Source organism: Pedobacter yonginensis (genome assembly GCF_003173595.1).
Classification (GTDB): Bacteria; Bacteroidota; Bacteroidia; order Sphingobacteriales; family Sphingobacteriaceae; genus Pedobacter; species Pedobacter yonginense.
Genome location: NZ_QGNZ01000002.1, coordinates 485043 through 510556, shown reverse-complemented (window position 1 = coordinate 510556; position 25514 = coordinate 485043). Strand labels below are relative to the sequence as shown.

The 25514-nt window shown below is 39.2% G+C and carries 17 protein-coding genes; 12 read left to right on the top strand and 5 right to left on the bottom strand.

Annotated elements, in window-relative coordinates:
* Nucleotides 1-140 precede the first annotated feature (140 nt).
* Nucleotides 141-1097: a pectinesterase family protein gene (locus DHW03_RS08995; RefSeq protein WP_109925410.1), complete on the top strand. Its 957-nt coding sequence runs from the start codon at nucleotides 141-143 to the stop codon at nucleotides 1095-1097.
* A gap of 2 nt (nucleotides 1098-1099) precedes the next feature.
* Here DHW03_RS08995 and DHW03_RS08990 read toward each other — a convergent pair whose 3' ends face one another.
* Together DHW03_RS08990 and DHW03_RS08985 are read right to left on the bottom strand one after the other, a co-directional pair.
* The gene (locus DHW03_RS08990) at nucleotides 1100-1765 is read right to left on the bottom strand and encodes an HpaII family restriction endonuclease (RefSeq protein WP_109925409.1); all 666 of its coding nucleotides are present in this window, start codon (nucleotides 1763-1765) and stop codon (nucleotides 1100-1102) included.
* Entirely contained in the window at nucleotides 1762-2526 is a 765-nt protein-coding gene (locus DHW03_RS08985; protein ID WP_109925408.1) for an HNH endonuclease, read from the bottom strand. The genes DHW03_RS08990 and DHW03_RS08985 overlap by 4 nt, the downstream gene beginning before the upstream one ends.
* Before the next feature lie 353 nt (nucleotides 2527-2879).
* Here DHW03_RS08985 and DHW03_RS08980 point away from each other — a divergent pair, with 353 nt between their 5' ends.
* The 10 genes from DHW03_RS08980 (at nucleotide 2880) to DHW03_RS08935 (ending at nucleotide 17451) form a co-directional block, all read left to right on the top strand.
* Nucleotides 2880-4550: a glycoside hydrolase family 28 protein gene (locus tag DHW03_RS08980; protein ID WP_109925407.1), complete on the top strand. Its 1671-nt coding sequence runs from the start codon at nucleotides 2880-2882 to the stop codon at nucleotides 4548-4550.
* 9 nt (nucleotides 4551-4559) lie between these two features.
* Nucleotides 4560-6491 carry a glycoside hydrolase family 88 protein gene (locus DHW03_RS08975; protein ID WP_109925406.1) on the top strand — a complete coding sequence of 644 codons (1932 nt, stop codon included), beginning with the start codon at nucleotides 4560-4562 and terminating at the stop codon, nucleotides 6489-6491.
* Between the two features lie 206 nt (nucleotides 6492-6697).
* Nucleotides 6698-7729 (top strand): pectate lyase, encoded by a 1032-nt coding sequence (pelA, locus tag DHW03_RS08970; protein ID WP_109926002.1) that lies wholly within the window; start codon nucleotides 6698-6700, stop codon nucleotides 7727-7729.
* Nucleotides 7730-7775: 46 nt separating this feature from the next.
* On the top strand, nucleotides 7776-9287 hold the full coding sequence (locus tag DHW03_RS08965; protein WP_109925405.1) for a tagaturonate reductase: 1512 nt from the start codon (nucleotides 7776-7778) through the stop codon (nucleotides 9285-9287).
* Nucleotide 9288: 1 nt separating this feature from the next.
* Nucleotides 9289-10935 (top strand): UxaA family hydrolase, encoded by a 1647-nt coding sequence (locus DHW03_RS08960; protein WP_109925404.1) that lies wholly within the window; start codon nucleotides 9289-9291, stop codon nucleotides 10933-10935.
* A gap of 90 nt (nucleotides 10936-11025) precedes the next feature.
* The gene (gene uxaC / locus DHW03_RS08955; RefSeq protein WP_109925403.1) at nucleotides 11026-12426 is read left to right on the top strand and encodes a glucuronate isomerase; all 1401 of its coding nucleotides are present in this window, start codon (nucleotides 11026-11028) and stop codon (nucleotides 12424-12426) included.
* Between the two features lie 112 nt (nucleotides 12427-12538).
* Nucleotides 12539-13588, top strand: coding sequence for a sugar kinase (locus tag DHW03_RS08950; protein ID WP_109925402.1), 1050 nt, complete (start codon nucleotides 12539-12541; stop codon nucleotides 13586-13588).
* Nucleotides 13585-14247 (top strand): bifunctional 4-hydroxy-2-oxoglutarate aldolase/2-dehydro-3-deoxy-phosphogluconate aldolase, encoded by a 663-nt coding sequence (locus tag DHW03_RS08945; RefSeq protein ID WP_205940986.1) that lies wholly within the window; start codon nucleotides 13585-13587, stop codon nucleotides 14245-14247. Before DHW03_RS08950 ends, DHW03_RS08945 begins: the two co-directional genes overlap by 4 nt.
* Before the next feature lie 22 nt (nucleotides 14248-14269).
* Nucleotides 14270-15709: an MFS transporter gene (locus DHW03_RS08940; protein WP_109925401.1), complete on the top strand. Its 1440-nt coding sequence runs from the start codon at nucleotides 14270-14272 to the stop codon at nucleotides 15707-15709.
* Between the two features lie 116 nt (nucleotides 15710-15825).
* Complete coding sequence (locus DHW03_RS08935) at nucleotides 15826-17451, top strand: NADP-dependent glyceraldehyde-3-phosphate dehydrogenase (RefSeq protein ID WP_109925400.1); 1626 nt, start codon at nucleotides 15826-15828, stop codon at nucleotides 17449-17451.
* Nucleotides 17452-18059: 608 nt separating this feature from the next.
* On the opposite strand, the gene DHW03_RS08930 is transcribed toward DHW03_RS08935, so the two are convergent.
* The 3 genes from DHW03_RS08930 to DHW03_RS08920 form a co-directional block, all read right to left on the bottom strand.
* Nucleotides 18060-19076: a pectinesterase family protein gene (locus DHW03_RS08930; protein ID WP_109925399.1), complete on the bottom strand. Its 1017-nt coding sequence runs from the start codon at nucleotides 19074-19076 to the stop codon at nucleotides 18060-18062.
* A 93-nt stretch (nucleotides 19077-19169) separates the two neighbouring features.
* Complete coding sequence (locus tag DHW03_RS08925; RefSeq protein WP_109925398.1) at nucleotides 19170-20960, bottom strand: RagB/SusD family nutrient uptake outer membrane protein; 1791 nt, start codon at nucleotides 20958-20960, stop codon at nucleotides 19170-19172.
* An 18-nt stretch (nucleotides 20961-20978) separates the two neighbouring features.
* Nucleotides 20979-24185 (bottom strand): SusC/RagA family TonB-linked outer membrane protein, encoded by a 3207-nt coding sequence (locus DHW03_RS08920; RefSeq protein ID WP_109926000.1) that lies wholly within the window; start codon nucleotides 24183-24185, stop codon nucleotides 20979-20981.
* Between the two features lie 254 nt (nucleotides 24186-24439).
* Here DHW03_RS08920 and DHW03_RS08915 point away from each other — a divergent pair, with 254 nt between their 5' ends.
* A complete protein-coding gene (locus tag DHW03_RS08915) occupies nucleotides 24440-25474 on the top strand; it encodes a LacI family DNA-binding transcriptional regulator (RefSeq protein WP_109925397.1) in 1035 nt (344 codons plus the stop codon).
* Nucleotides 25475-25514 lie beyond the last annotated feature (40 nt).

Sequence of the window (25514 nt, the reverse complement as noted above, 5' to 3'; positions counted from 1 at the left end):
CAACGTTTAATCAAGATAAAAATTCTTTCTCCTGAAGATTATTATTTAAAATTGTTCATCATATATTTATTAAAATAAGGCTACGTTTTAGTTTTTTGGCTTTACGTAGCCTATTTTATTGATAGCTAACCAAATTCTTTATGAAATCATCACTCCTATTGTTGTTGCTTGTTATTTGCCTATCTGCAAATGCCATGGATGTTAAGCCAGATTTTGTGGTTGCTGCTGATGGGAGCGGAAATTTTAAAACCGTTCAAGAAGCCATTCATGCTGTACCAGATTTTAGAAATAAAACCACCATTATTTTTATCAAAGTAGGAGTTTATAAGGAAAAGCTGATTTTGGCTGCTTCAAAAAAAAATGTGAAACTTATTGGAGCGGATAGAGACAAAACCATTTTAACTTATGATGATTTTGCACAAAAGAAAAACATTTTTGGCGAAGAAAAGGGAACATCAGGCTCCTCAAGCTTTTACATTTATGGTGAAGGCTTCTCCGCAGAAAACATCACGTTTGAGAATTCATCTGGCCCTGTTGGGCAAGCCGTAGCCGTTTGGGCTGGTGGCGATAAATTGGTTTTCAATAACTGTAGATTTCTAGGCTTTCAGGATACCCTTTATACCTATGGCGGGAACAATCGCCAATATTATAAAGACTGCTACATAGAAGGAACTGTTGATTTTATTTTTGGCGCATCTACCGCCTGGTTCGAAGCCTGTACCATTTTTTGTAAAAAGGCAGGTTACATCACTGCTGCATCAACTGCCGATACCACAAAATTTGGGTATGTGTTTAACAAATGCAAAATCATAGGTGATGCACCCCTCAATAGTTTTTATTTGGGTCGCCCATGGCGGCCTTATGCTAAGGTTGCTTATCTAAACTGCGAACTACCAGAATTTATCCGACCAGAAGGGTGGAACAATTGGGGCAAGGAAAGCAATGAGAAAACCGCTTATTATGCAGAGTACAACAGTAAGGGAAAAGGTGCCTTGCCCGATAAAAGGGTGGGTTGGTCGCACCAATTAACAGATGAAGAATACAAAGCCTACATTTTGGAAAACGTTTTCCGTGGATGGAATCCCGAGGTGAAATAGGTTTATTTAAATCGAATTTGAAGATTGAGCTTAATGAAAAGCTCGCCATTTTCTTCGTAAATCCTTTCCATACCTGATTTAGTCGTGATTTGAGTGTTTTCGATTAAAAACTCTAGAAAACTTCGTTGATCACTGACATGGCAGTATATTAATTTACCGTCTCCATTAATAAATGAAAGGCCATTGGTGTAGTTATTTGTTCCTTTGGGCCAATTAGTTAGGCAAAGTGTAAATAATAATTTTTTCAAGTTATGCTCGTAAAAAGGGTGTCCTTTTGACTGATCAAATTTTAATGGATTTTGAGATTCTAAGTAGCCAATCAATTCTTTTAATGAGTTTGAACTTGTCCTGTAACCGAAATGAGCAATGTGTGATATAAGCTCCGGCATTCTAGATTCAATCAATTTCATTTTTAGCTCAGTTTCTTGACATTCTATTTTAATAAAAGACATTTTTAGCGAGCTAATTGCGGTGTTATTTAAGTCATTTTCAACTTTACTAATTAAGTTATATTCCAAAAAACTCTGCTCATCTAATTTGAAGATAATCGAGTTCAGGTCCAAGAGATTGTTTTGATTGAATGTATTATAATATTCTGGGATTTGGGATTTTTTTACTGTTTTTAATCCGTTTGAATCAAACATTAAATATTGTGTCTCTTTCATCATTTTTTAAAAATCTCACTATAATGGTAATCTAAAAATTCTCTACCGGGAAGAAACTTATCTGGCAAGGAAATCGATCTATTATCATATTTGGTAAAAAGTTCTTCTACCGCTTCCCCACCTAGAATTTCTTTACATAAACTAGAAATTTTCACCGTATAATCAGGTCTGATTGTGATATAGCCTTTGTCAAAAGCTTTGTCATGCAGTGTATTTAAGCATAATCCGTTTCGCGGATTTAATCGATTGCTTTCATCCTTAGCCCAAGGCAGGATGTGGCTTGAAACCAATAAATCAGGGATCGATAGTCCCGTAATACAGCATTTTAGATTATAGGCTGAGAGAATTGTTGATCGAAAAAAACTTTGATTTACTCTCTGTTTAATTGTTCTTTCCTTTTCTCGACCAATAGGAAATTCAAAATCATTATTGTCAAGAATTTCTTCAATTCTTTTATTTTGAAACTTTGCAATTAAAAGTTCACTTTCATAAACTAACGCATCCCAATTATTATTAAACTCATCCCAAACATCTTCCTCAAGCTTAGCACCATGCCTAAGACCAGTTATACCTTGTTTTCTTAGTTCTGGATCTAATCTGCCGAAATTACCTATTTTCATATTTAAGGCAGATGGCGAACGGCCAATTATGTTAGCATACTTTATTATTGTAGGATTTGTTTTGCTACTTTTCTTAAATTGTATTTTACAGTAGACGTTAAAAGCAATAATCGTTTGCTCTCTTGTCCAATCTCCATTTGACATATTATTAGCGGATTAGATTTCTTAAATTACTAATTCTTATTCAAACCCTTATAAGAAGTTTTCCACGAGCGTGGATGAGTTCTGGTTGATAACACTCTGGTGATTATATTCCATAATGCTTAATGAACAAAGTTTTTCCTAGGTGATATCTATTTAGGAAAACGATTTCCTAAAATGCATTTTAATGCAAAACATATGTTTTAATTCGCTGCTATACAGTGTGATAACCTTAAGTGAGTCAAGTTTTCTAGGCTATTCTTTGGCAACGTTTGCATAGATTTCTCTTCTCTTTTAGCCCCAAACAACGTACACTTGTTATACCATAACCAAGTATAATTAAAAAAGCATCACTAATGAAACACTTTTTAGGTCATTTATCCCGTTTACCATCGGTTTTAGCTTGCATAATTCTATTTTCGGCAAGTTCGGTAATGGCGCAAAGCCAAAAGCTACCATTCATCCAGCAGGTTAAATTTAAAAAGGATACCCTAAACATCATTAGCTTCGGCGCCAAAGGCGATGGATACGCACTCAATACACAAAGCATTAACAAAGCCATAGCCACCTCTAGCCAAAAAGGTGGTGGCGTGGTATTAATTCCTTCGGGATTATGGCTAACAGGACCTTTAGAACTTAAAAGCAATGTTAACCTGCACTTAAAACGCGATGCTATTTTATTGTTCACAGACGATTTCAATCAATACAAGTTAGTAGAAGGGAACTGGGAAGGACAACCAGCTTGGCGCAACCAAAGTCCAATTTCTGGAACAAATTTAGAGAACATTGCAATAACGGGGGCAGGAGTGATTGATGGTAACGGCGGATCGTGGAGAATGGTGAAAAAGGATAAGTTAACCGAATCTCAATGGAAAAAGCTGACCAATTCTGGTGGTGCTGTTAGCGAAGATGGCAAAACTTGGTATCCATCAGAAAAAGTGGTTAAAGGCTCTAAAATCAAAAATGCAGGCGTAATTGAGGCTGGTAAAACTGCGGCAGATTATCAGGATATTAAAGATTTTTTGCGCCCCAATTTGCTCGTTTTAACCAATTGCAAAAAAATTCTTTTAGAAGGCGTTACGTTTCAAAACTCACCCGCATGGAATTTACATCCTCTGCTTTGCGAGGATTTAACACTCAGAAATCTTCAGGTGAAAAACCCTTGGTATGCACAAAATGGCGATGGGGTTGACATCGAATCGTGCAAGAATGTATTGATAGAAGGTAGCACTTTTGATGTAGGCGATGATGGGATATGCATCAAATCTGGGCGAGATGAAGCCGGGCGTAAGCGTGGTGTTCCAACCGAAAATGTGATTATTAGAAATAACATTGTGTATCATGCACACGGAGGTTTTGTAATCGGCAGTGAAATGAGCGGTGGTGCTAAAAATATTTGGGTTTACGATTGTTCTTTTATCGGTACAGATATTGGTTTGCGTTTTAAAACTACCCGTGGAAGAGGCGGAATTGTAGAAAACATTTACATCAACCGCATCAATATGATTGATATACCAGGTGAAGCCATCTTATTTGATATGTATTATGCGGCGGTTGATCCAGTTCCTTTAGCGGGCGAAAAACGCGAAGCCATTAAAACAGTTGTTGTACCCGTTACGGAAGCCACACCGCAGTTTAGAAATTTTTATATCAAAGATATTGTGGCTAATGGCGCTGAAAAGGCCATATTCTTCAGAGGTTTACCAGAAATGAACATTAAAGACGTGCATTTGGAAAACGTAACCATTCAGTCAAAAAAGGGGATCGAAATTATCGAAGCTTCAGGTGTTTTCTTAACCAATGTAAACGTGATTACGGAAGATACCAATCCAATTGTGCACATTCAAAATGGCAGTAACATCAGCATTAATAGTTTGCAATATAAAAACGGGAGCGAGTTGTTGTTTAACATTACTGGAGAAAAAACAAAAGGTGTAAAAGTGAGTAGAACAGACGTTTCTAAAGCTAAAAAAGCATCCATTATTGGCGATGAAGTGATTAAATCTGCGCTGGAGATTTCAAAATAAATTACAAAAATGAGAAAACCAATCCTATATATTTCAACTGTTTTAGTTGGCTTAACATTTTTTTCGCAATACGGCTTTGCACAGAAAAAACACTCAGAGCAATTAACACTAACCGCTATGGAAACCTTATTTCAGGATTCTACCGTTTTGAAAGATGCCAAAGGCCCTAAATGGAGCTACGATATGGGTGTCGTTTTAGAAGGTGCAGCCGCGGTTTGGCGCAATACGGGCAACGGTAAATATTTTAAGTACATCCAAAATTCAATGGATGCTTACATAGATAAAGATGGAAACATCAGAACCTACAAGGCAGAAGATTTTAATATCGACAACGTAAAAAATGGTCGTGCCCTTCTGCTTTTATACAAAGTTACCGGTCAGCAGAAATATTTAACCGCAGCCACAAAATTATACGATCAATTGCAACAGCAGCCCCGAACTAAAGAAGGCGGCTTTTGGCACAAGAAAATTTATCCAAATCAAATGTGGTTGGATGGTTTGTACATGGGCGAGCCTTTTTATGCAGAATATGCAGCATTAATGAACAAAGAAGCTGCATTTGATGACGTTGCCAAACAGTTTATATTGATGGAAAAATATGCCCGCAATGAAAAAACGGGTTTGCTTTACCATGGTTATGATGAAAGTAAAACTGAACAATGGGCAAATAAAACAACTGGTAAATCGCCTAATATTTGGGCTAGGGCAATGGGTTGGTATATGATGGCTTTGGTAGATGTATTGGATAATTTTCCGAAAAACCACCCGAAGCGAGCGGAACTAATTGCCATTTTAAACCGCACAGCAAAAGCAACTGTACAATATCAGGATGCTAAATCTGGCGTTTGGTTTGACATTGTCGACTTGCCTACCAGAAAAGGCAACTATCTTGAGGCATCCGCATCGAGCATGTTTGTATATGGTTTAGCCAAGGGAGTTAGAATGGGTTATCTGCCTCAAAGTTATCGAGCTGCAGCCTACAAGGGTTATGCCGGTTTAAAGAAAGAATTTATTACCACTGCGGGTGCAGAGCGTATAAATTTAAATGGAACAGTTTCCGTTTCCGGCTTAGGCGGAAAGCCAAAATATCGCGATGGAAGTTTTGAATATTACATCAGTGAAAAAGTAATTACGAACGATCCGAAAGGCGTGGGCGCTTTCATTTGTGCTGCCGCAGAAATGGAAATTGATGAATTGCCGAAAATAGGTAAAGGGCTCTCCGTTACGGTTGACAACTTTTTTAACCACGAATTTAAAGATGGTCCTGCTGGCAATAAAATTCCTTTTCATTACTTGTGGGATGAAGACGATAACAACGGCTTTTCTTTGTTCGGAAAGATATTTAATGATGCTGGTGTAAAAACATCCACCTTATCAGCGGCTCCAACTGTGGCGAATCTAAAAGCTAGTAACATCTACATCATTGTCGATCCAGATACGGAAAAGGAAACCGCAAACCCAAATTACATGAATGCTCAACACGCCAAACAAATCAGTGAATGGGTAAAGGCTGGGGGTGTTTTGGTGCTGTTGCTGAATGATGTGGGGAACTGCGAAATCACCAAATTTAACATCCTTCCAGAAATGTTTGGAATCCATTTTAATGAAGATAGTCGCAATAAGGTGCAAGGCTCGAACTTTGAGCAGGGCGCAATCAAAATCCCTTCGGGCAATTCAATTTTCAAAACTGCAAAAAAAGTTTACATCAAAGAAATTTCCACGATAGTGGCAAAATCACCCGCAGTTGCTGCCTTAACCGATAAGGGCGATGTAATTATAGCCACCGCAAAGTATGGCAAAGGAACTGTATTTGCAGTAGGCGATCCATGGTTTTATAACGAATATATCGATGGTAGGAAATTACCTGCCGAATTCGAGAATTTTAAAGCAACGAATGATTTAGTGAACTGGTTAATTAAGCAAGTACCAACAAGGAAATAACATTAAATGGTTTGTGCGAACAAGAACTTAGGCCAGTCAAATTTTATCAAGCAGGCCTCGGTTCGTGTCTTCACGAAAGGAAAAAGAGAACACGAAGGGCACCACTCTACATTGCGTAATTAGGTGGAGCACTTGCACAAAAAAACATCGAATCAAAAAAACGTTCCGTGTTAATGCGTGTTTTCGTGGCAAAAAACAATAACGGCATGAAAATCAAAATAATCTTAACCCTAATTTGCAGCATCTTGCTAACCTCATGCTATGCCCAAACGGCAACCGATTCTACCGCAGATAAAATGTTGGTGTATCAATTGGGCAATGGGGGTTGGCCAAAGCAGCTAGAAGATAAAAGTGTGGTAGATTATGCCTTACCCTTAACCCCAGAATTGTTAGAGAAAATAAAATCGACAAAAGATTTACACGCCACTTTCGATAACAAAGCAACCAGTAGAGAAGTGGTTTATTTAATTAAGGCGTTTAAAAAATCTCAAAATAAAGCATACCTAAAAGCAGCAGAAAAGGGTATCGATTACATTTTAATGGCCCAGTATGCCAATGGAGGTTGGCCACAGTATTATCCAGATAAAGCTTTGTATCGTTCGGAGATTACCTATAACGACGATGCCATGATTAACGTTTTAAACATTCTACAAGACATTGCAACCCAGAAAAACGATTTTGAACTTGTAAATCCAGAATACATTAAAAAGGCAGAAACGGCCGTGGCCAAGGGGATAAATTGCATTTTAAAAACTCAGGTAAAGCAGAGTGGAAACCCAAGCATTTGGGCCGCCCAGTATGATAAAGATTCTATGTTGCCAGCCAAGGCCAGAAATTTTGAACCAGCATCATTAAGTACCAGCGAATCAGTTGGAGTGGTTCGGTTTTTAATGCGCATCAATCAACCATCACTTCAAATTAAAAATGCCATTGCAGCGGCGATAAAATGGTTTGATGCCAATAAAATTGTAGGCTATCGCTTTGATCGAGAAACAGATCCCAAAACGAAGGTAAAAACAGCCGCACTGGTTGCCGATAATACCGCTATGGTTTGGGCACGCTTTTACGACATCGACAAAAACATTCCAATTTTTGGAGACCGAGACAATACAATAAAGTTAAAATTAGAGGATTTAATCCCAGAACGTAGAAATGGTTACGCTTGGTACGGCAACTGGGCACAAAAATTAATTGAAAAGGAATATCCAAAGTGGTTAACCGCAAACGGAACTAAATAAGGTAGCATTTGGAATTGCACAAGCGATAACAGAAAACAGTAAGGAAATGATTTTAAGCAAAGAAAATTTAAAAAACATTGATGGGGAAAAGGTTGCAACACCAAGCCCGGAAATTCTTGAATGGCCAGAAAAGGTAATCCAATTTGGAACAGGCGTTTTATTACGTGGTTTGCCAGATTATTTTATTGATAAAGCAAATCGCAAGGGCATATTCAATGGTCGTATTTTGGTCGTTAAATCAACCGCTAAAGGTGGGGCCGATGAATTTTCAAAGCAAGATAATCTTTACACACTTTGCGTAAAAGGCATAGAGGATGGCGTAAATGTTGAAGAAAACATCATCAACTCATCAATCAGCCGTGTTTTAGCAGCTTCAAACGATTGGGCAGAAATTTTAAAGGCTGCACACCAACCTGAAATGCAAATTGTAATTTCCAATACAACCGAAGTCGGAATTGTTAAGAGTGAAGATTTAATTACCGATCAGCCACCGCAGTCCTATCCCGGAAAGTTATTGGCGTTTCTGCACGAAAGATTCACCGCCTTTAATGGATCTGCATCAAGTGGAATGGTCATCGTTCCAACAGAGTTGATTAGCGATAACGCCGATAAGCTTAAACAAATTTTACTGGATTTAGCCATTCATAACAATTTGAGTTGGGATTTTCAGCAATGGCTTAAAACGGCTAATCAATTTTGCAAAACCTTGGTAGATAGAATTGTTCCCGGAAAATTACCAGCAGAAGCACAAAAGGAAATTGAAACAGAATTGGGCTACAGCGATGATTTAATGATCATGGCAGAACCTTTCAGACTATGGGCAATAGAATCGTCAAACGAAAGGGTTGCAGAAATCTTGTCATTTGCAAAGGCAGATAAAGGCATTTTTATCGTTCCATCCATCGATAAATTTAAGGAATTAAAATTGCGTTTGTTAAACGGTACGCACACCATCAGTTGTGGCTTGGCCATTTTAGCAGGTTTTAATACTGTTAAAGAGGCAATGGCCGATGAAGAATTTGCAAATCATGTTTTAAAATTGATGAAAGATGAAATTGCACCAGCTGTAGAAAATGCAGATATTACTTATGATGAAGCTGTAAATTTCGCAAAAAGTGTAATTGATCGTTTCAGCAATCCGTTTTTGGATCATCAATGGCAAGCAATTACCTTAAACTATACCTCTAAAATGCAAATGCGTAATATCCCGCTCATCAGAAGATATTATGCCTTAAATAATGAAGTTCCTCAGCTTACCGCATTTGGTTTTGCGGCCTATATCGTTTTCATGAATGTGAATAAAGATGGGGAAACCTACACGGCCAACGTACAGGGAAAATCGTACCCAATTCAGGATGAATTTGCCGAAATTTTATTCAACTACTGGAAAAATCCAGCAACTGTGGTAGAAAATACTTTAGGTGATAGGCGTTTATGGGATAAAAATCTGAATAATTACCCAGGTTTTACTGCGGCAGTGAAATCATATGTAGAGTTAATACAGAACAAAGGTGCAAAGGAAACTTTAAGTAACTTGCATTCAGAAAGAACAATTTAAAATGGTTACTAGAATTTTAAAAATCCATCCTAATGATAATGTGCTCGTTGCCTTGCAAAATTTGGCAAAGGGAGAAACGGTTATTCACGATGGACATGAATATACTTTAACGGATGACATCAACGCCAAGCATAAATTTTTTATGCAAGATATGAATGTGGGCGATCCGATTATGATGTACGGTGTGTTGGTGGGTAAAGCACAACACTTTATTTCAAAGGGAGGCTTAATGGATACCGAAAACACCAAACACGCGTCTGATCCATACGAGTTTAGGCCCTATCATTACGAGTGGCATGCCCCTGATGTTTCCAAATTTGAGGGGAGAACCTTTAATGGCTATGTACGCAGCGATGGCCGCGTAGGTACTGCCAATTATTGGTTGTTTATTCCGACCGTTTTCTGTGAGAATAGAAATTTAGATGTAATCCGCGAAGCCTTGCACAATGAGTTGGGCTATGCTGTAACCGATAAATACAAATCCTATGCCCATCATTTGGTTGAAGCTTATAAAAATGGCGAAATTTTAGAGGAGGCCGATCCGAGCTCTATCGGTTTAGCCAATCCTGTTGCCAATCGAGTTTTCAAAAATGTAGATGGAATTAAGTTCTTAAACCATCAAGGTGGTTGTGGTGGCACAAGGCAGGATGCAGCCGTTTTAAGCAAGCTCTTGGCGGCTTATGCAGATCATCCCAATGTTGCCGGAGTTACCGTTTTAAGCTTAGGCTGTCAGAATTTGCAGGTACAGGATTTTATGGACGATTTGAAGCATCGCAGTCCGAATTTCGATAAACCGCTCTTTATTTTTGAACAACAGCAATCGCAAAGTGAAGAACAATTGGTTAAAGAAGCCATCAGAAAAACGTTTATTGGTTTAACCGAAATAAATAAAATAGAACGTCAACCCGCACCACTCAGCAAACTGGTTTTGGGTGTAAAATGTGGTGGTAGCGATGGGTTTAGTGGCATTAGTGCCAACCCAGCGGTAGGTTACACATCAGATTTATTGGTGGCGCTAGGCGGAACGGTTTTATTGGCCGAGTTTCCGGAGCTTTGTGGCGCAGAGCAACAATTAATAGATCGTACAAAAGATGAAACAGCCGCCCGTAAGTTTATTCAGTTGATGACGGCCTACAATCAATCCGCAGAAAATGTGGGATCAGGATTTTTTATGAACCCATCTCCAGGAAACATAAAAGATGGGTTAATTACCGATGCAATTAAAAGCACTGGAGCGGCTAAAAAAGGCGGAACATCGCCAGTAGAAGATGTTTTGGATTATACCGAGCCAGCTACAAAGCCAGGTTTAAACTTAGTTTGTACACCAGGAAATGATGTTGAAGCCACTACAGGCAAAGCCGCATCTGGCGCAACCTTAATTTTATTTACCACAGGCTTAGGCACACCTACAGGCAATCCCGTTTGTCCAACCATTAAGGTTTCTACAAATAATGCCCTTACAAAACGCATGGGCGATATTATCGACATTAATTGTGGACCAGTGATAGAAGGCGAAAAAACCATTGAAGAAATGGGAAAAGACATTTTAGAATATTGTATCAAAGCGGCTAGTGGAGAAGTTATTCCAAAAGCGGTGTTGCTGAATCAAGATGACTTCATTCCATGGAAAAGAGGCGTGAGTTTGTAGCCGAAAAACCTATAGCTAAAGCTTATACTTAAAAAAATATAAATAGATTTTGATGATAACCCATCAATTCTAGTAACCATATCTAATCAAATGAAATCTTTTTTAGACGAAAATTTTCTTTTGCAGAATAAAACAGCCGAAAAGCTTTACCATAATTTTGCAAAATCATTGCCCATCATCGATTATCATAATCACCTGATTCCAGAGCAAATTGCAAACAATACGCAGTTCTCAAATATCAGCCAGGTGTGGCTAGCCGGCGATCATTACAAATGGCGAGCCATGCGTGCCAATGGGGTTAATGAAAAATACATCACTGGTGTGGGTTCTGATTATGAGAAATTTGAAAAGTGGGCAGAAACTGTTCCCTACACGCTGCGCAACCCGCTCTATCATTGGACACATTTAGAATTGCAGCGTTATTTTGGCATCAGCGATTTGCTTTCTGGTAAAACAGCCCAAAGCATTTACGATGATTGTTCGGCTAAATTGCAAACGCCCGAGTATTCTGTTCGAGGTTTATTAGCGAAGATGAATGTGGAGGCGGTTTGTACAACTGATGACCCTTTGGATAGTTTAAACTTCCATCAGCAACTGCTTAGAGAAGGTGCAAACTTGAAGATGTTACCTGCTTTCCGTCCTGATAAAGCGATGAACAGCGACGATATAGCAGGCTTAAATGAATACATTAATAAATTGGAAACGGTGGCCGATAAAACCATCAATAGTTTTCAAGATTATTTAGAGGCTTTAAAAAGTCGCCATGATTATTTTGCTGCAAATGGATGTTCTGTATCCGATCATGGTTTAGAGCAAATTTATGCCGAAGATTATACAGAAGCAGAAATTGCTTCAATCTTCAATAAGATTCGTAGTCAGCAAGGAATCAGTTATCAAGAAAACCTGCAATTTAAATCGGCCATGTTGGTTTATTTTGCAGAATGGGATCATGAAAAGGGTTGGGTTCAACAATATCATTTGGGTGCTTTACGCAACAACAACACCCGAATGTTAAGCCAGTTAGGGCCAGATACTGGATGGGATTCTATCGGTGATTTCAGTCAGGCAAGAATGTTATCTAAATTTTTAAATCGCTTAGATACACAGGATAAGCTAGCTAAAACCATCATCTATAACCTAAATCCGGCCGATAATGAACTCATTGCCACTATGATTGGAAATTTTAATGATGGTTCAATTGCAGGTAAAGTGCAGTTTGGTTCGGCATGGTGGTTTTTGGATCAAAAAGATGGCATGATCAAGCAACTCAATGCACTTTCCAACATGGGGCTTTTAAGCCGTATGGTTGGAATGCTCACCGATTCTCGAAGCTTCCTTTCATTTCCTCGACACGAATACTTCAGGCGCATTGTTTGCAACCTATTTGGGGAGGATATTGAGAACGGAGAACTGCCAAACGACCTAGAGTGGGTGGGCAAGATTGTGCAGGATATTTCGTATTTTAACGCAAAAAATTACTTTAAATTTTAACCAAAATCAGGCTTTTTGAACGAAATTCGTTTGAATCAAATCATTTCAATCGTTTTCCTTTCTTTTTATACCAATTTGTAAAATGGTATGAAATACGCCGATTAAACATAAAATGAGCGACCAAATATTAGCTTCATTAAAAGAAGGAGAAAAAGTTTTAAGCTTTGGCGAACTACTTTTACGCATTTGCCCCGATATGGATGGCCAATGGTTAAAAGAAAACAAGCTGCCCTTTTATATTGGTGGTGCAGAGCTAAATGTAGCTACTGCTTTAGCCCTATGGGAGGTGCCATCGGCTTATCTATCTGCTGTGCCCAAAAATTCGATAACAGATGAAATTGTAGATCATCTAGACAAAAAAAATATAGATACCTCTGCTATGGTTTATCATGGCGAGCGCTTGGGTTTATATTATTTGCCAAAGGGAAAGGATTTAAAAAATGCAGGTGTAATTTACGATCGTTCAAATTCGGCCTATGCCCAACTGGAAGTTGGACAAATTAACTGGGATGAAGTTTTTGAAGGGGTTACTTGGTTCCATTTTAGTGCCATTTGCCCAGCAATAAATCAATCCCTTGCCGATGTGTGTTTGGAAGCATTGAAGGCGGCGAGCACTAAAAACATCACCATTTCCTTAGACTTAAACTACCGTTCCAAACTCTGGAAATATGGCAAAGAGCCTATTGATGTTCTGCCAGAATTGGCCAAATATTGTAATTTGATTATGGGCAATGTTTGGGCGGCAAACAAAATGTTGGGTACAGCGCTCCACGATGATTTAAAACCCACTGAAGGTTATGCAAAGGAAACGTTACTGCAACAAGCAACAGATACCTCTAAAGAAATATTAAGTTTGTTTACCTCGTGCAAAGCGGTTGCCAATACCTTTCGGTTTGATCATGGTAATGGAATTAGGTATTACACAACACTTTACGCCAATAACGAATTAACGGTTTCTGAAGAATATGTTTCAGAAAAAATTCTAGATAAGGTGGGCAGTGGCGATTGTTTTATGGCCGGATTAATTTATGGTTTTTACAATCAATTATCAGTTCATGAAACGCTAAACTTTGCTACCGCAGCAGCCTACGATAAATTATACATTCCAAGCGATGCCACTACAAGTACGGTGGCCGATATAGAAAAACGAATAATAAGATGATCAGCAACAAGCATAAAATTTTAGATGCCATTTTAGAGCAAGGCATGCTACCGCTCTTCTACCAAGATAGCGAAGCAGGAAGTATTGAAATCTTGCGCACGCTGTATGAGGCAGGGGTGCGGGTTTTTGAATATACCAACCGCGGAAAATCTGCTTTACCAAACTTTAAAAAACTAAAAGAAATTCGCGATGCCGAAATGCCCGATCTTTATTTGGGTATAGGCACCATTAAAACACCCGCAGATGCACATGCTTTTATAGATGCAGGAACGGATTTTATTGTTGCTCCAATCGTAAATCCGGCAGTTGCAGAAATTGCGAATAAAATCGGTATGCTTTGGATTCCTGGCTGTATGACGCCAACCGAAATCAGCGTTGCGCAAGAATACAAAGCTATGCTTATCAAAATATTTCCCGCTAATATTTTAGGTCCAGAGTTTATTTCTTCTATAAAAGATTTGTTTGCAGGCCAACTGTTTATGCCAACAGGCGGAGTAGAAATTGATGCCGACAATTTGAAAACCTGGTTTAAAGCCGGTGTTTGTGCCGTGGGCATGGGCAGTAAACTCATCAGTAAAGACGTTATGAGCAAAGGTTTATACGAAGAGTTATTTGACAACACAAAACTGGCGCTTGATTTAATTAAGCAAAGTAAATAAAATCCAAAACACCCCTAACCAAATGAACCAAACCAGACCAAGCAAATACAGGTGGACGATATGTTTACTATTGTTTCTTGCCACTACAATTAATTATTTAGATAGACAGGTACTTTCTCTAACCTGGACGGATTTTATCAAGCCAGAATTCCATTGGGATAATAACGACTATGGAAATATTACCGCATTATTCTCAATCTTTTATGCCATATCGATGCTTTTTGCAGGCAGATTGGTTGACAAATTAGATACAAAGAAGGGCTTTTTGTGGGCCATTGGTGTATGGTCAGTTGGCGCTTGTTTACACGCTTTTTGTGGTATTGCAACGGCTGGCATCATTAGCGGAAACTGGCTTGTAGGTTTTGAGGGTGCAAAAGAAATCATCGCTGGCATTAACAATACAGGAATGGTGGTTTCGGTAAGTGTAACCTTATTTATTTTCGCTCGTTTCGTGTTGGCGGTTGGCGAAGCTGGAAACTTTCCGGCTGCCATTAAAGCCACTGCAGAATATTTCCCAAAGAAAGATCGGGCGTTTGCAACGAGTATTTTTAATGCAGGGGCAACCGTAGGGGCACTGGCAGCTCCGATAACAATTCCATTTATTGCCAAGGCATACGGTTGGGAAATGTCGTTCATTATAATTGGTGCATTGGGCTTTGTATGGATGGGACTATGGGTTTTCGTTTACAACAAACCAGAGTTGCATAAACGAGTTAGTGCTGAGGAATTGGCTTATATTCAGCAAGATGTAATTAACGATCGGAAATTAGCAACCTACGTTGAAGAAACCAAAGAAAAAGTTTCCTTTATCGATTGCTTCAAATACAAACAAACCTGGGCTTTTGCCTTTGGTAAGTTTATGACGGATGGGGTATGGTGGTTCTTTCTATTCTGGACCCCAGCTTACCTAAAATCCGTTTACGGAATGGATTCTACCCAAAGTGCATTGCCACTATTTGTGCTTTATATGATCACACTATTGTCTATTATTGGGGGTTGGTTACCAACTTATTTCGTTGATAAAAAAGGAATGAACCCATATGAAGGTAGAATGCGGGCGATGCTCATTTTTGCGTTTTTCCCTTTGTTGGCACTTGCCGCACAACCTTTAGGACACATTACCTACTGGATTCCGGTAATTATTATCGGTATTGCAGGAGCAGCGCATCAAGCGTGGTCGGCTAATATATTTTCTACAGTTGGCGATATGTTTCCTAAAAAAGCAATCGCAACCATTACAGGTATCGGCGGTATGGCAGGAGGGCTTGGCTCCTTCATCATCAATAAAGGCTCGGGCTTACTGTTCGATTACACCGGAAAAAACAAAATCATATTCATGGGTTTCAAAGGCGAGGAAGCCGGTTATTTTATCATCTTTTCCATTTGTGCCGTATGCTATTTAATCGGATGGACGGTAATGAAAACCCTCGTTCCAAAATATAAAGTTATCGAGCTAAAATAAGACAACTGCATCGCGTTTATGCACTGGGCAAATTTTCAAATTTAAATTAATTCAATTTTAATCTATACTAAAACCATAGATTTACAGAATAAACAAACCTTACAAACGAACCAAAATTGAGCACACCCTTAAACCTCGAAAATATTTTCGTTGAAGAAAGCCAAATTCCAGATGAGTTTAGGCTTAAAGAAGAAATCAATCAAAGGGAATTTCTTTCCAATGGGGAAATGAAAACCTGGGATGGCCCATTTAATGAAGTTTTCTCTCCCGTATGTATCAAAACTGCTGATGGCTTAAAACGAAAGCGAATTGGGAGTTTTCCGGTGTGCACCGAAAAAGAATCTACCGAAGCGTTAAATGCTGCGGTGGCGGCTTACGATAATGGACGTGGGCAATGGCCTACCATGAGCGTTGCCGATAGAATTACCTGCGTAGAAAATTTTACGCATAAAATGCTTGAGCAAAAGGAAATTGTTGCCAAGCTCATCATGTGGGAAATTGGTAAATCACATGCAGATTCGATAAAAGAATTCGATAGAACGATAGAATATATTTATGCAACAATCGATGCCTTGAAGGACATCGATCGCCAGTCATCTCGTTTTGAGATGGAGCAGGGAATTGTGGCTCAGGTTCGTCGTTCGCCACTTGGGGTGGTGCTTTGTATGGGGCCATTTAACTACCCTTTAAACGAAACCTTCACTACCTTAATTCCTGCCTTAATTATGGGCAACACCCTCTTATTCAAACCGCCTAAACATGGAACATTACTGCACTATCCATTGCTTGAGGCTTTCCGTTCTAGTTTCCCAAAAGGGGTGGTAAACACGATTTATGGACGTGGAAACACAATTGTACCAGGTTTAATGAAGTCGGGAAAAATTAATGTTTTAACACTTATTGGATCGAGCAAGGTAGCCAACGAGCTGAAGAAATTACACCCAAAAGTTAACCGCTTACGTGCAATTTTGGGTTTGGATGCTAAAAACGCAGCGATTATTACGAAAGATGCCGATTTGGATTTGGCCGTTTCCGAAACCGTTTTAGGATCGCTCTCGTTTAACGGACAGCGTTGCACCGCGATTAAAATTGTACATGTGCACCGCAGTTTGGCGCAGGAGTTTTTAAAGCGCTTATCCGCAGAAGTTGAGAAGTTAAAATTCGGTATGCCATGGGAAAAGGGGGTTAGCTTAACGCCACTTCCCGAACTCAATAAACCAGAATATTTAAAGGAATGTATAGATGATGCGCTTAGCCACGGTGCAAAAGTGGTGAACGAAAATGGTGGGCAAACATTAGAAACCTTCGTTTATCCAGCTGTAATTTATCCGGTAACGAGCAACATGAAGTTGTATCGAGAAGAACAATTTGGGCCCGTAATTCCAGTTGTTCCATTTGATGATTTGGAAGAACCGATAGAGTATTTAATTGGCTCGCCACACGGACAGCAAGTGAGTATTTTTAGCAATAACGCTGCTGTGATTTCATCCCTTATTGATCCTTTGGTGAATCAAGTAAGCCGTGTTAACATCAATTGCCAATGCCAGCGAGGGCCCGATGTGTTTCCGTTTACAGGTCGTAAGGATAGTGCCGAAGGTACGCTTTCTGTTGTAGATGCATTGCGATCTTTCTCCATCAGGTCATTAGTTGCAACAAAACTTACAGATAACAACAAGAAGTTGTTAAATGAAATCGTCGGCGCAAACGACTCTAATTTTTTAAGCACGAAATATATATTCTAGAAAAGATTCGGTAGGGTATATGATGAATCAAAAAGGTTTTGGTGGCTTTGTAGCAGATGGTATTTGCTCGTGGGGATTTTGGACGCATCAGCAATCCGTTCTATCCCCTAGAGTGCGGCGGAATAGAGAGATCTTTGATATTAAACTTGTTAGTCGGGATTTGCAATCCCGATTTTCGAGCTAGGGATTTGCAATCCTTAGATAAAACCTATGACTAATCTATTAAAAAATCAGGCTTCAAGGTCAGATTGATTTATGACACGTCTTCTTTTTAAAATCTAAGGTTACTTGTTAGTCGGGATTTGCAATCCCGACTTTCGAGCTAGGGATTTTCAATCCTAAAATAAAACTTATGATTAAACCAATAAAACGTCAGGCTTCAAGGTCAGATTGATTTATGACGCGTCCCCTTTTTAAAATTTGAGGCTTCCAATCATCCAGCCCTTTCAAGATATTTTGAGCGGTGTAAATCATTACTTGTTAGTCGGGATTTGCAATCCCGACTTTCGAGCTAGGGATTTTCAATCCTAAAATAAAATCTATGATTAAATCAACGAAACATCAGGCTTCAAGGTCAATTGATTTATGACGCGTCCCCTTTTTAAAATCTAGGGCTTCCAATCATCCAGCCCTTTTAAGATATTTTGTACTGTATAAACCCTTGCCTGCCTAGCAGTTAACTGTTTAGACCATGGCACACGCTTTTTCGCAGAAGCGCCTAAGCCTTTGCTCTGGTATTCGGCATAATATGCTGTTCTATCCTTGTCAAGAAACATGGCATCACCCTTCCAAGGATTCCAACCTTCAGGGGCAATGTGTTTGCCAAGCTCACAGTTAATAAAAACGGTTTTGGCATAGGGTCGCCATGGCCTGCCCAGATAAACTTTAGTAACACTGCTATCGGCAATTAATGTACAATTAAAAAAAACGAATCCAAATTTCTGTCTGGAAGAGGTTGCCGCAGCAGTAATGTAAGAATTGCTTAAACTTTTAATCAGGCAATTTTTAAACACCATGGTAGCTTTCCCAAAAATAAAGTCGGTAGTACCTTCAATATAGCAGTTGGTGTACAGTTGTCGGCTACTTTCCGAAGCGCCATAGAGGGTGTCTTGATGACCTAAAATAGCACAATTTTTCGCTACAAAGCGATCGCCTTCTACGTGTAACGCAACAGCCTGTCCAACAGACCCTGCATCATTTACAATGGTTAAATTTTCGAGTGTAATGTCATCCCCCGCAACTAAAAGCGTAAAGGAGGTATAAGTAGAAAATTTAATTGTACCGAAAGCATCTTGCCCAGTTGCATTTTTTTTACCAGAGAAATCTCCAAAGCTTATGATGGTGTTTTCGTTGCTTTCTCCAATTAATTTGATTTTAGTTTTCCAAGAAGGAATAATGAGTTTTTCTCGATAGATGCCCTTTTTGATGATAATTTTAACCTCTTTCTCGCCCAAATCCCTTATCGAATTAACCGCTTCCTGTATAGTTTGGTAGTTTCCCGCTCCATCCTTGGATACGGTAATTTCTGAAGGGTAAATGTTGCTTTGAGCACGGGTATTGTTGAGTTGAACCAGTAGAAATAACGTGAACGTCCAAATTGCAAATGATCTTTTTTTAACTAACATACCTTTTCAGTTATGAGGCAATTTATTAATTTCTTGAATGAAAAAAGGGCGATAATTACATCGCCCCTGATATTTTATAAATTTAAATTCCCACTAATAACCATACCATTGCCCGCCAAGATTAGGGTTGGCATCAATAACCGATTGAGGTAGTGGCAACAACTCGCTTTTATTGGGCGTAAATGCAATTGAATAATACGTTAATAGGGTTGTATTAATTGTTGTGGCATTCCAGGCAACACTTGCCGAACCAGCAGGTGCTGTAGGCGATGGAGCATAAAATGAATTCAGCCAAACCACCGTAGGTTGGTTAGGAGTGTAATACATGGTTGCAGGTAAATTATTGTAAGGCGCAGCTTTTGCGGCCATCAGTGCTAAGTTTGCCCTAGTTTCTGCAATTTTCGAGGCTAATAAATTCCATCTGATTAAATCATATTTTCGAATTCCCTCTCCTCCAAATTCTAATTGACGTTCTTTCACAATTGCATTAAAGAAACCCGTATAATCTGAAGGTGTAGTTCCGATGAGTGCAGCATTGCCTCCAAAACCACGAGTACGAACTTGCTCAAAAGCTGCTTTTGCTGCGGCGGTTGGCGCGCCACTTAACTCGTTATCAGCTTCGGCAAACATCAATAAAACATCCGAATAACGTATAACTGGCCAGTTTACACCGAAATACTGCGCCGCACTTGTGGTAACTGCCGGTATTTGCCAATCTCTTCTAAATTTTCCATCAAGCATGGTTACCAATGTACGTGGGCGTAAAGTCATATCCAGGTTAATATCGTAAGGCGCACAGGTAACATCACGTCTTCTATCATTTGCATCAAAGGCATAAAAATAAGTGGGTAAAATCGTTAATGCAGCGTTACCAACAGCAGCGGTGCTGGGTGTTGCAGCGGTAAATTGTCTTGGACCATTATAATATCCTAATTTGCTATCTCCAACACCAGAGCTTCCGCCAGTCATACCCACTTCCCATAAAACTTCTCCATTAGCTTCGAATTTATGGGCATTGATACCATCTTTAAAAACCGACTGAAAACTTGGGTTAAGTTTGTGGTCTGCTCTTGCCATAATAATTGCACACTCATCTTTCGCAATTTGATAAAATGTTCTGTAATCTGCATTGCGCCTCATCGTTCTATCTCTTCTCAAAGCATAACCACCACGGAATAAGGCATATCTGGCTCTCAGGGCTCTAATTGCACCCTGACTCATTCTATCACTTGTTACCGAGGATTCTGTACGCCAAGGCACAAGTGGGGCTGCTACAGCTAAATCTTTAATGATGCGGTTGTAAATGGTATCTCTATCGGTTCTCGAATTGTAAGGGTCTGATACGTTAATAGATGAAGTAAATTGAGCTGGAACATCGCCCCAGTTTCTAACCACTTCGAAATAGAACTGAGCTCTCAAAGCCAAAGCCTCTCCGTATAATCTTCTCAATTCCTTTTGATCAGCGGCACTTCCATTGGTGTAAGCTTCCATTTTTGGAATATTATCAATACAGATGTTTGCTCTTTCGATACCAACATAGAGTTGATTAAATGGTCCAGCCAATTGTGTATTTGCTGGTTGTACATTGTAATGGGCAATATCTCTTCTTTCATTGTCAGGATATGGTGTTCCGCCCTGTCCCATCATTTCGTCGTTATCATAAGGATAATACATGCTTAAGCGGATGCCATAGCCTTGATCGCCACCGAGCGATGAGTACACACCCAAAAGTGCTTTTTGTGCATTTGTAACGTTACTAAAAACATAGTCGTTACCGAAAGATGAGATGGGTTCTACTTCTAAAAATTTCTTGCAAGAAGATATTGAGAAGATGGTTGCGGTAATAAAAAGTCCGCTTATAATAAGTTTTAAATTAGTTTTCATCGTTGCTCTAATTAGGTGTTATAGCGTAAAGTTTAGACCGAAAATAAATGCTCTACTTCTTGGATAAGCAGAATAATCTACACCAGGGGTTGTGCCTGTACTACGGCGAGTATTTACCTCTGGATCGTAACCAGAATAATTTGTGATTACTGCAAGGTTGTTCACTGTAGCATAAAAACGCATCCTGTTTATCTTAAACTTTTTCATTAAATCAGTTGGTAGGGTATAACCTAAAGTTATGTTATTGATTCTCAGAAACGAGCCATCTTCAACCGCGTAAGAATTAACAAAAAATGAACTGTTGCTGGTTAAGGGGCTCCATAAAGTCGCGTTTGCATTTAATGCAGCAAGTTCGGTGGGGTCTGTAACCACAAGTCCTTGGTCGTTAACATTTCTCCATCGCCCATTCATGGTTGCAAGTAAATTTGCGTTTTGGGTATATCCACTCGTAAATTCGAGCTTATTTGCATTTAACACATCGTTCCCAACCTGAAAATTCACAAATACATTCAAATCGAAGTTTTTATAGGTGAATGATTGATTAAAACCACCCGTAAACTTGGGATTAGCATCACCAATAATGGTTCTGTCATTCGTAATATCTACAATACCATCGCCATTTAAATCTTTAAATTTAATAACTCCAGGTTTTGGTGTTAATGAGGTTACACTGGAATTGTTAGGAACACCTGGCTTTAAGGTATAAACGCCACCTGCATAGGTAAAATCCTCTATTTTATAAAAACCATCCGTTACCAAACCGTACATTTTACCTACGGCTTGGCCAACAGCAACCTGATAATCCGCCGGTACATTTGTTCCTGCCCAACCCGAGTTAATCAAGAACGATTTTTGGTAATCGCCTAAGCTTTCAACTCTGTTTTTATTGAAGGAGATGTTAAAATTGGTTGACCATGAGAAATTTTTGGTTTGAATAGGTGTACCATTAATTTGAAATTCTATACCCTTATTGCTTGTAGAGCCAATGTTTTGCAATTGAAAAGCATAACCGCTTGTTGACGGGAAAGGGTTATTAACCAGTAAGCCTTTAGTTTTATTGCTATATAAATCGAGCGAGAATTGTAACCTTCTATTTAAGAAACTCGCATCCAAACCAATATTTCTCGAAACGGTGGTTTCCCATTTCAAATTAGGGTTGGCAAGTTCTGTAGCAACTAAGGCCGTAACCAATGTGTTATTAATGTCGTAAAATGCATTTGGCTTAAACTGAGTGGTATATAAGAAATCTGCAATCCGATTGTTACCCGCTTCTCCATAGCTCACCCTAAGCTTTAAATCATCTAAGCGAATTGCATTTTTAAATTTCTCCATAAATTTTTCATCTGAGATTCTCCACGCTACAGATCCAGAAGGGAAGTAACCCCACTTGTTGCCTTCAGCAAATTTTGATGAACCATCGGCTCTCATGGTTAGGGTTAGCAAGTATTTTTTATCGAATGAATAGTTAAATCGACTAAAAACAGAGAATAATCTGGCAGTTAAATCGTTGGATGTTGCAGCACCGGCAGGGGTTGTTCCTAAGGCCATATTGGCTAAGGCCCGTTCAGCTGTTATCCCGATAGGAAATAATCGGTTCTCGGTATAATACGCCTGAACTTTGTCTTGGTAAAGCTCTTGACCTATTAACGCATCAATGCTGTGGTGCTTGCTAAACTCGGTTTTTGACCCAGAGTTGGTGTAAGAAAGCACGTTTGAGTTGTTTATGGTTTGCCTATTTGCCGTTGCAATAGAGGCAATTGGCTGAGAAGAGCCCACCAATCTCGATTCGTTGGTAATGATGTCGTTAAAAACATTTGTTCTGTTGTTATTGAAATCGGCACCAAAAGTACTCTTAAATGAAATGCCTTTATAAATAATATAATTTAGGTAGCCATTAAAGTTGGTTACGTTTGTGAAGGCCTTTTTATATTCAGCCTCATTTAGCAAGAGGGGATTTACCAAGGCTAAACTGTTTCCATTGGTTTCACTGGCATAATCAGGATCGAAAGCAAGAATATCTTGACCTTTAACCAATAGAGGACGATACTTAACGGCCTGGCGCAATCTATTTAATGATGATGAACCTTCGCTACTTGTACCTGCTCCATTTACAACAGTATTATTGTATCGAACATTAAAGGCTACTTTTAGCTTACTGTTAAATTTGTGGTCGAATTTGAAGTTGATTAACTTTCTATCAAAATCAGAGGCAAGCATTACACCTTCCTCCGTGTTTGAAGTTACACTTAAATTAAAAGTAGATTTTGCATCGCCACCAGTGATGCCTACGTTATGCGTTTGCATAAGTGCGTTGCGGCCAAATAGTTCTTCCTGCCAATCCACAAATGGCGTGTTTCTAAAACTTTCCAAGTCATTAAAAATTCCGTAGTAACTTGCATACAAACTTTCACTTGTTGCATTACCCCGACTGGCCTCGTATTGATATTTAACAAAATCGTAAGGATTCATCACCTCAAGTTTATTGGCCAACTGTCTGAAACCAACAAAGCCATTGTAATTTATGGTCGTTTTCATTTCTTTGCCGCCCTTAGTGGTAATTAACACCACACCGTTGGCTCCACGCGAACCATAAATGGCTGTTGCCGATGCATCTTTCAAAACATCTATACTTTCAATGTCTTGCGGAGACAAAACAGAGAGTGCATTTTCGACCTGAACACCATCCACAACATATAAAGGGGTATTGTCTTGAGTGATGGATCCACCACCACGTACTCTAATTTGAGCACTTGCATTTGGCGTACCCTCAGAAACAGTAATCTGAACCCCTGCCAATCGGCCGGAGATTGCTTCTGCTAATGAATTGTTTGGAATGTCTTTTAATTGCTTGGCACCAACAGAAGATACAGAGCCTGTTAAATCTCTTCTATTAACTGTAGCATATCCAATCGCTACCACCTCTCCCAAATCCGTAGCGTTTGATTCAAGAGTAACTTTTAAATTGGTTTGGTTGCCAACGGTAACCTCTTTAGATGCGTAGCCAACATAATTGAACACTAAAACCGCACCCGGAGAAACGGTTATGGTAAACCTCCCGTTGTTATCTGTTTGCGTGCCGGTTTTAGCCCCTTTTACAAGAACGCTAACCCCTGGAATTGTTTCGCCGCCCTTTTCTGATACCGTTCCGCTTACCTGCTTGGTTTGAGCGTTGGCTATCCCGACATAAAAAGTAAAAATACTGAGTAAGAGTAAAATTTTGCTCATAACATGTTGAATTTGGTTTTTTTGTTTCAAGCAACTGCTTGTATGTAGAATATTATTCTTAGTTAAAGAGAATATTCATTGTTAATATTTGGTTGTAACGTGTAACAATTTTACAAACTAAAAACGGCTTGGTAACAGTTTTGCCCAAAAAAGTGTGCAAACGTTCCCAAAAACGTTGTTTTAACGTTTATTAAATAAAGCCGTTTAAAACCCCAAAAGAGATATTTTTTGTAACTTGGGTGCAAGTACTAAAAATGAGATTTGAAACTTCTACCATAAAAGATATCGCTAAAGCTTTGGGGCTCTCCACATCAACCGTTTCCCGAGCTTTAAGAGACCGTTACGAAATTAGTGAGGAAACCAAAAAACTTGTTTTAGCCTATGCCGAAAAGGTAAATTACCGAGCAAACCCCATTGCCAGAAGCTTAAAAGAACGCAGAAGTTACTCCATCGGCATTATTGTTAGCGAAATTGCCAACAACTTTTTCTCTCAGGTAATCAATGGTATCGAATCCATCGCTTACGATCGAGATTACCATGTAATCATATCTCAAAGTCACGAATCGTACAAACAAGAAAAACTCAACGTAGAGCATTTAGCCTCACGTTCTATTGATGGCCTGTTGATTGCCCTATCATCAGAAACACAAGATATCGACTATCTAAGAGATTTATATGCAAAAGGGCTCCCCATTGTTTTCTTCGATCGCGTACCCGAAGATTTTGAAACCCATAAGGTTATCGCCAATAATTTCAAAGGTTCTTTTGATGCAACCGAACATTTAATTCTTTCAGGAAAAAGGGTAATTGCGCATTTAACCAATTCCGAAACATTATCCAATACCAAAGAAAGATTAGCGGGTTACAAAGCCGCCCTAAGCAAATACCACATCGAATTTAAACCCGAACTGGTAAAATATTGCCAGCATGGCGGTATGCACAGTGCCGAATTAGAGCAAGCCGTAAAAGAGCTTTTGCCCCTAAAACCAGATGGTATTTTTATTTCGAGCGATAGATTAACTACAGGCTGCATTTTGGCACTCAAAAACACCAACCCAGAGGTAGCCCATAAAATTGCTATAGCCGGATTTACCAACTCCAATTTAGTCGAACTGTTCTCCCCCTCATTAACCTCCGTTAAGCAACCCGCCTTCGAAATCGGACAGGTAGCAACAGAACTGCTCATTTCTATGATTGAAGCCAAAAGGCCAATTACCGAATTTGAAACCAGAGTTTTAGATACCGAACTGGTAAGAATGAAGAAAAACTTAGGCAATAGATTTTTGTAGCCTTATCCATCCTAGGCAGTTTCAAAACTCAAACCCTTAA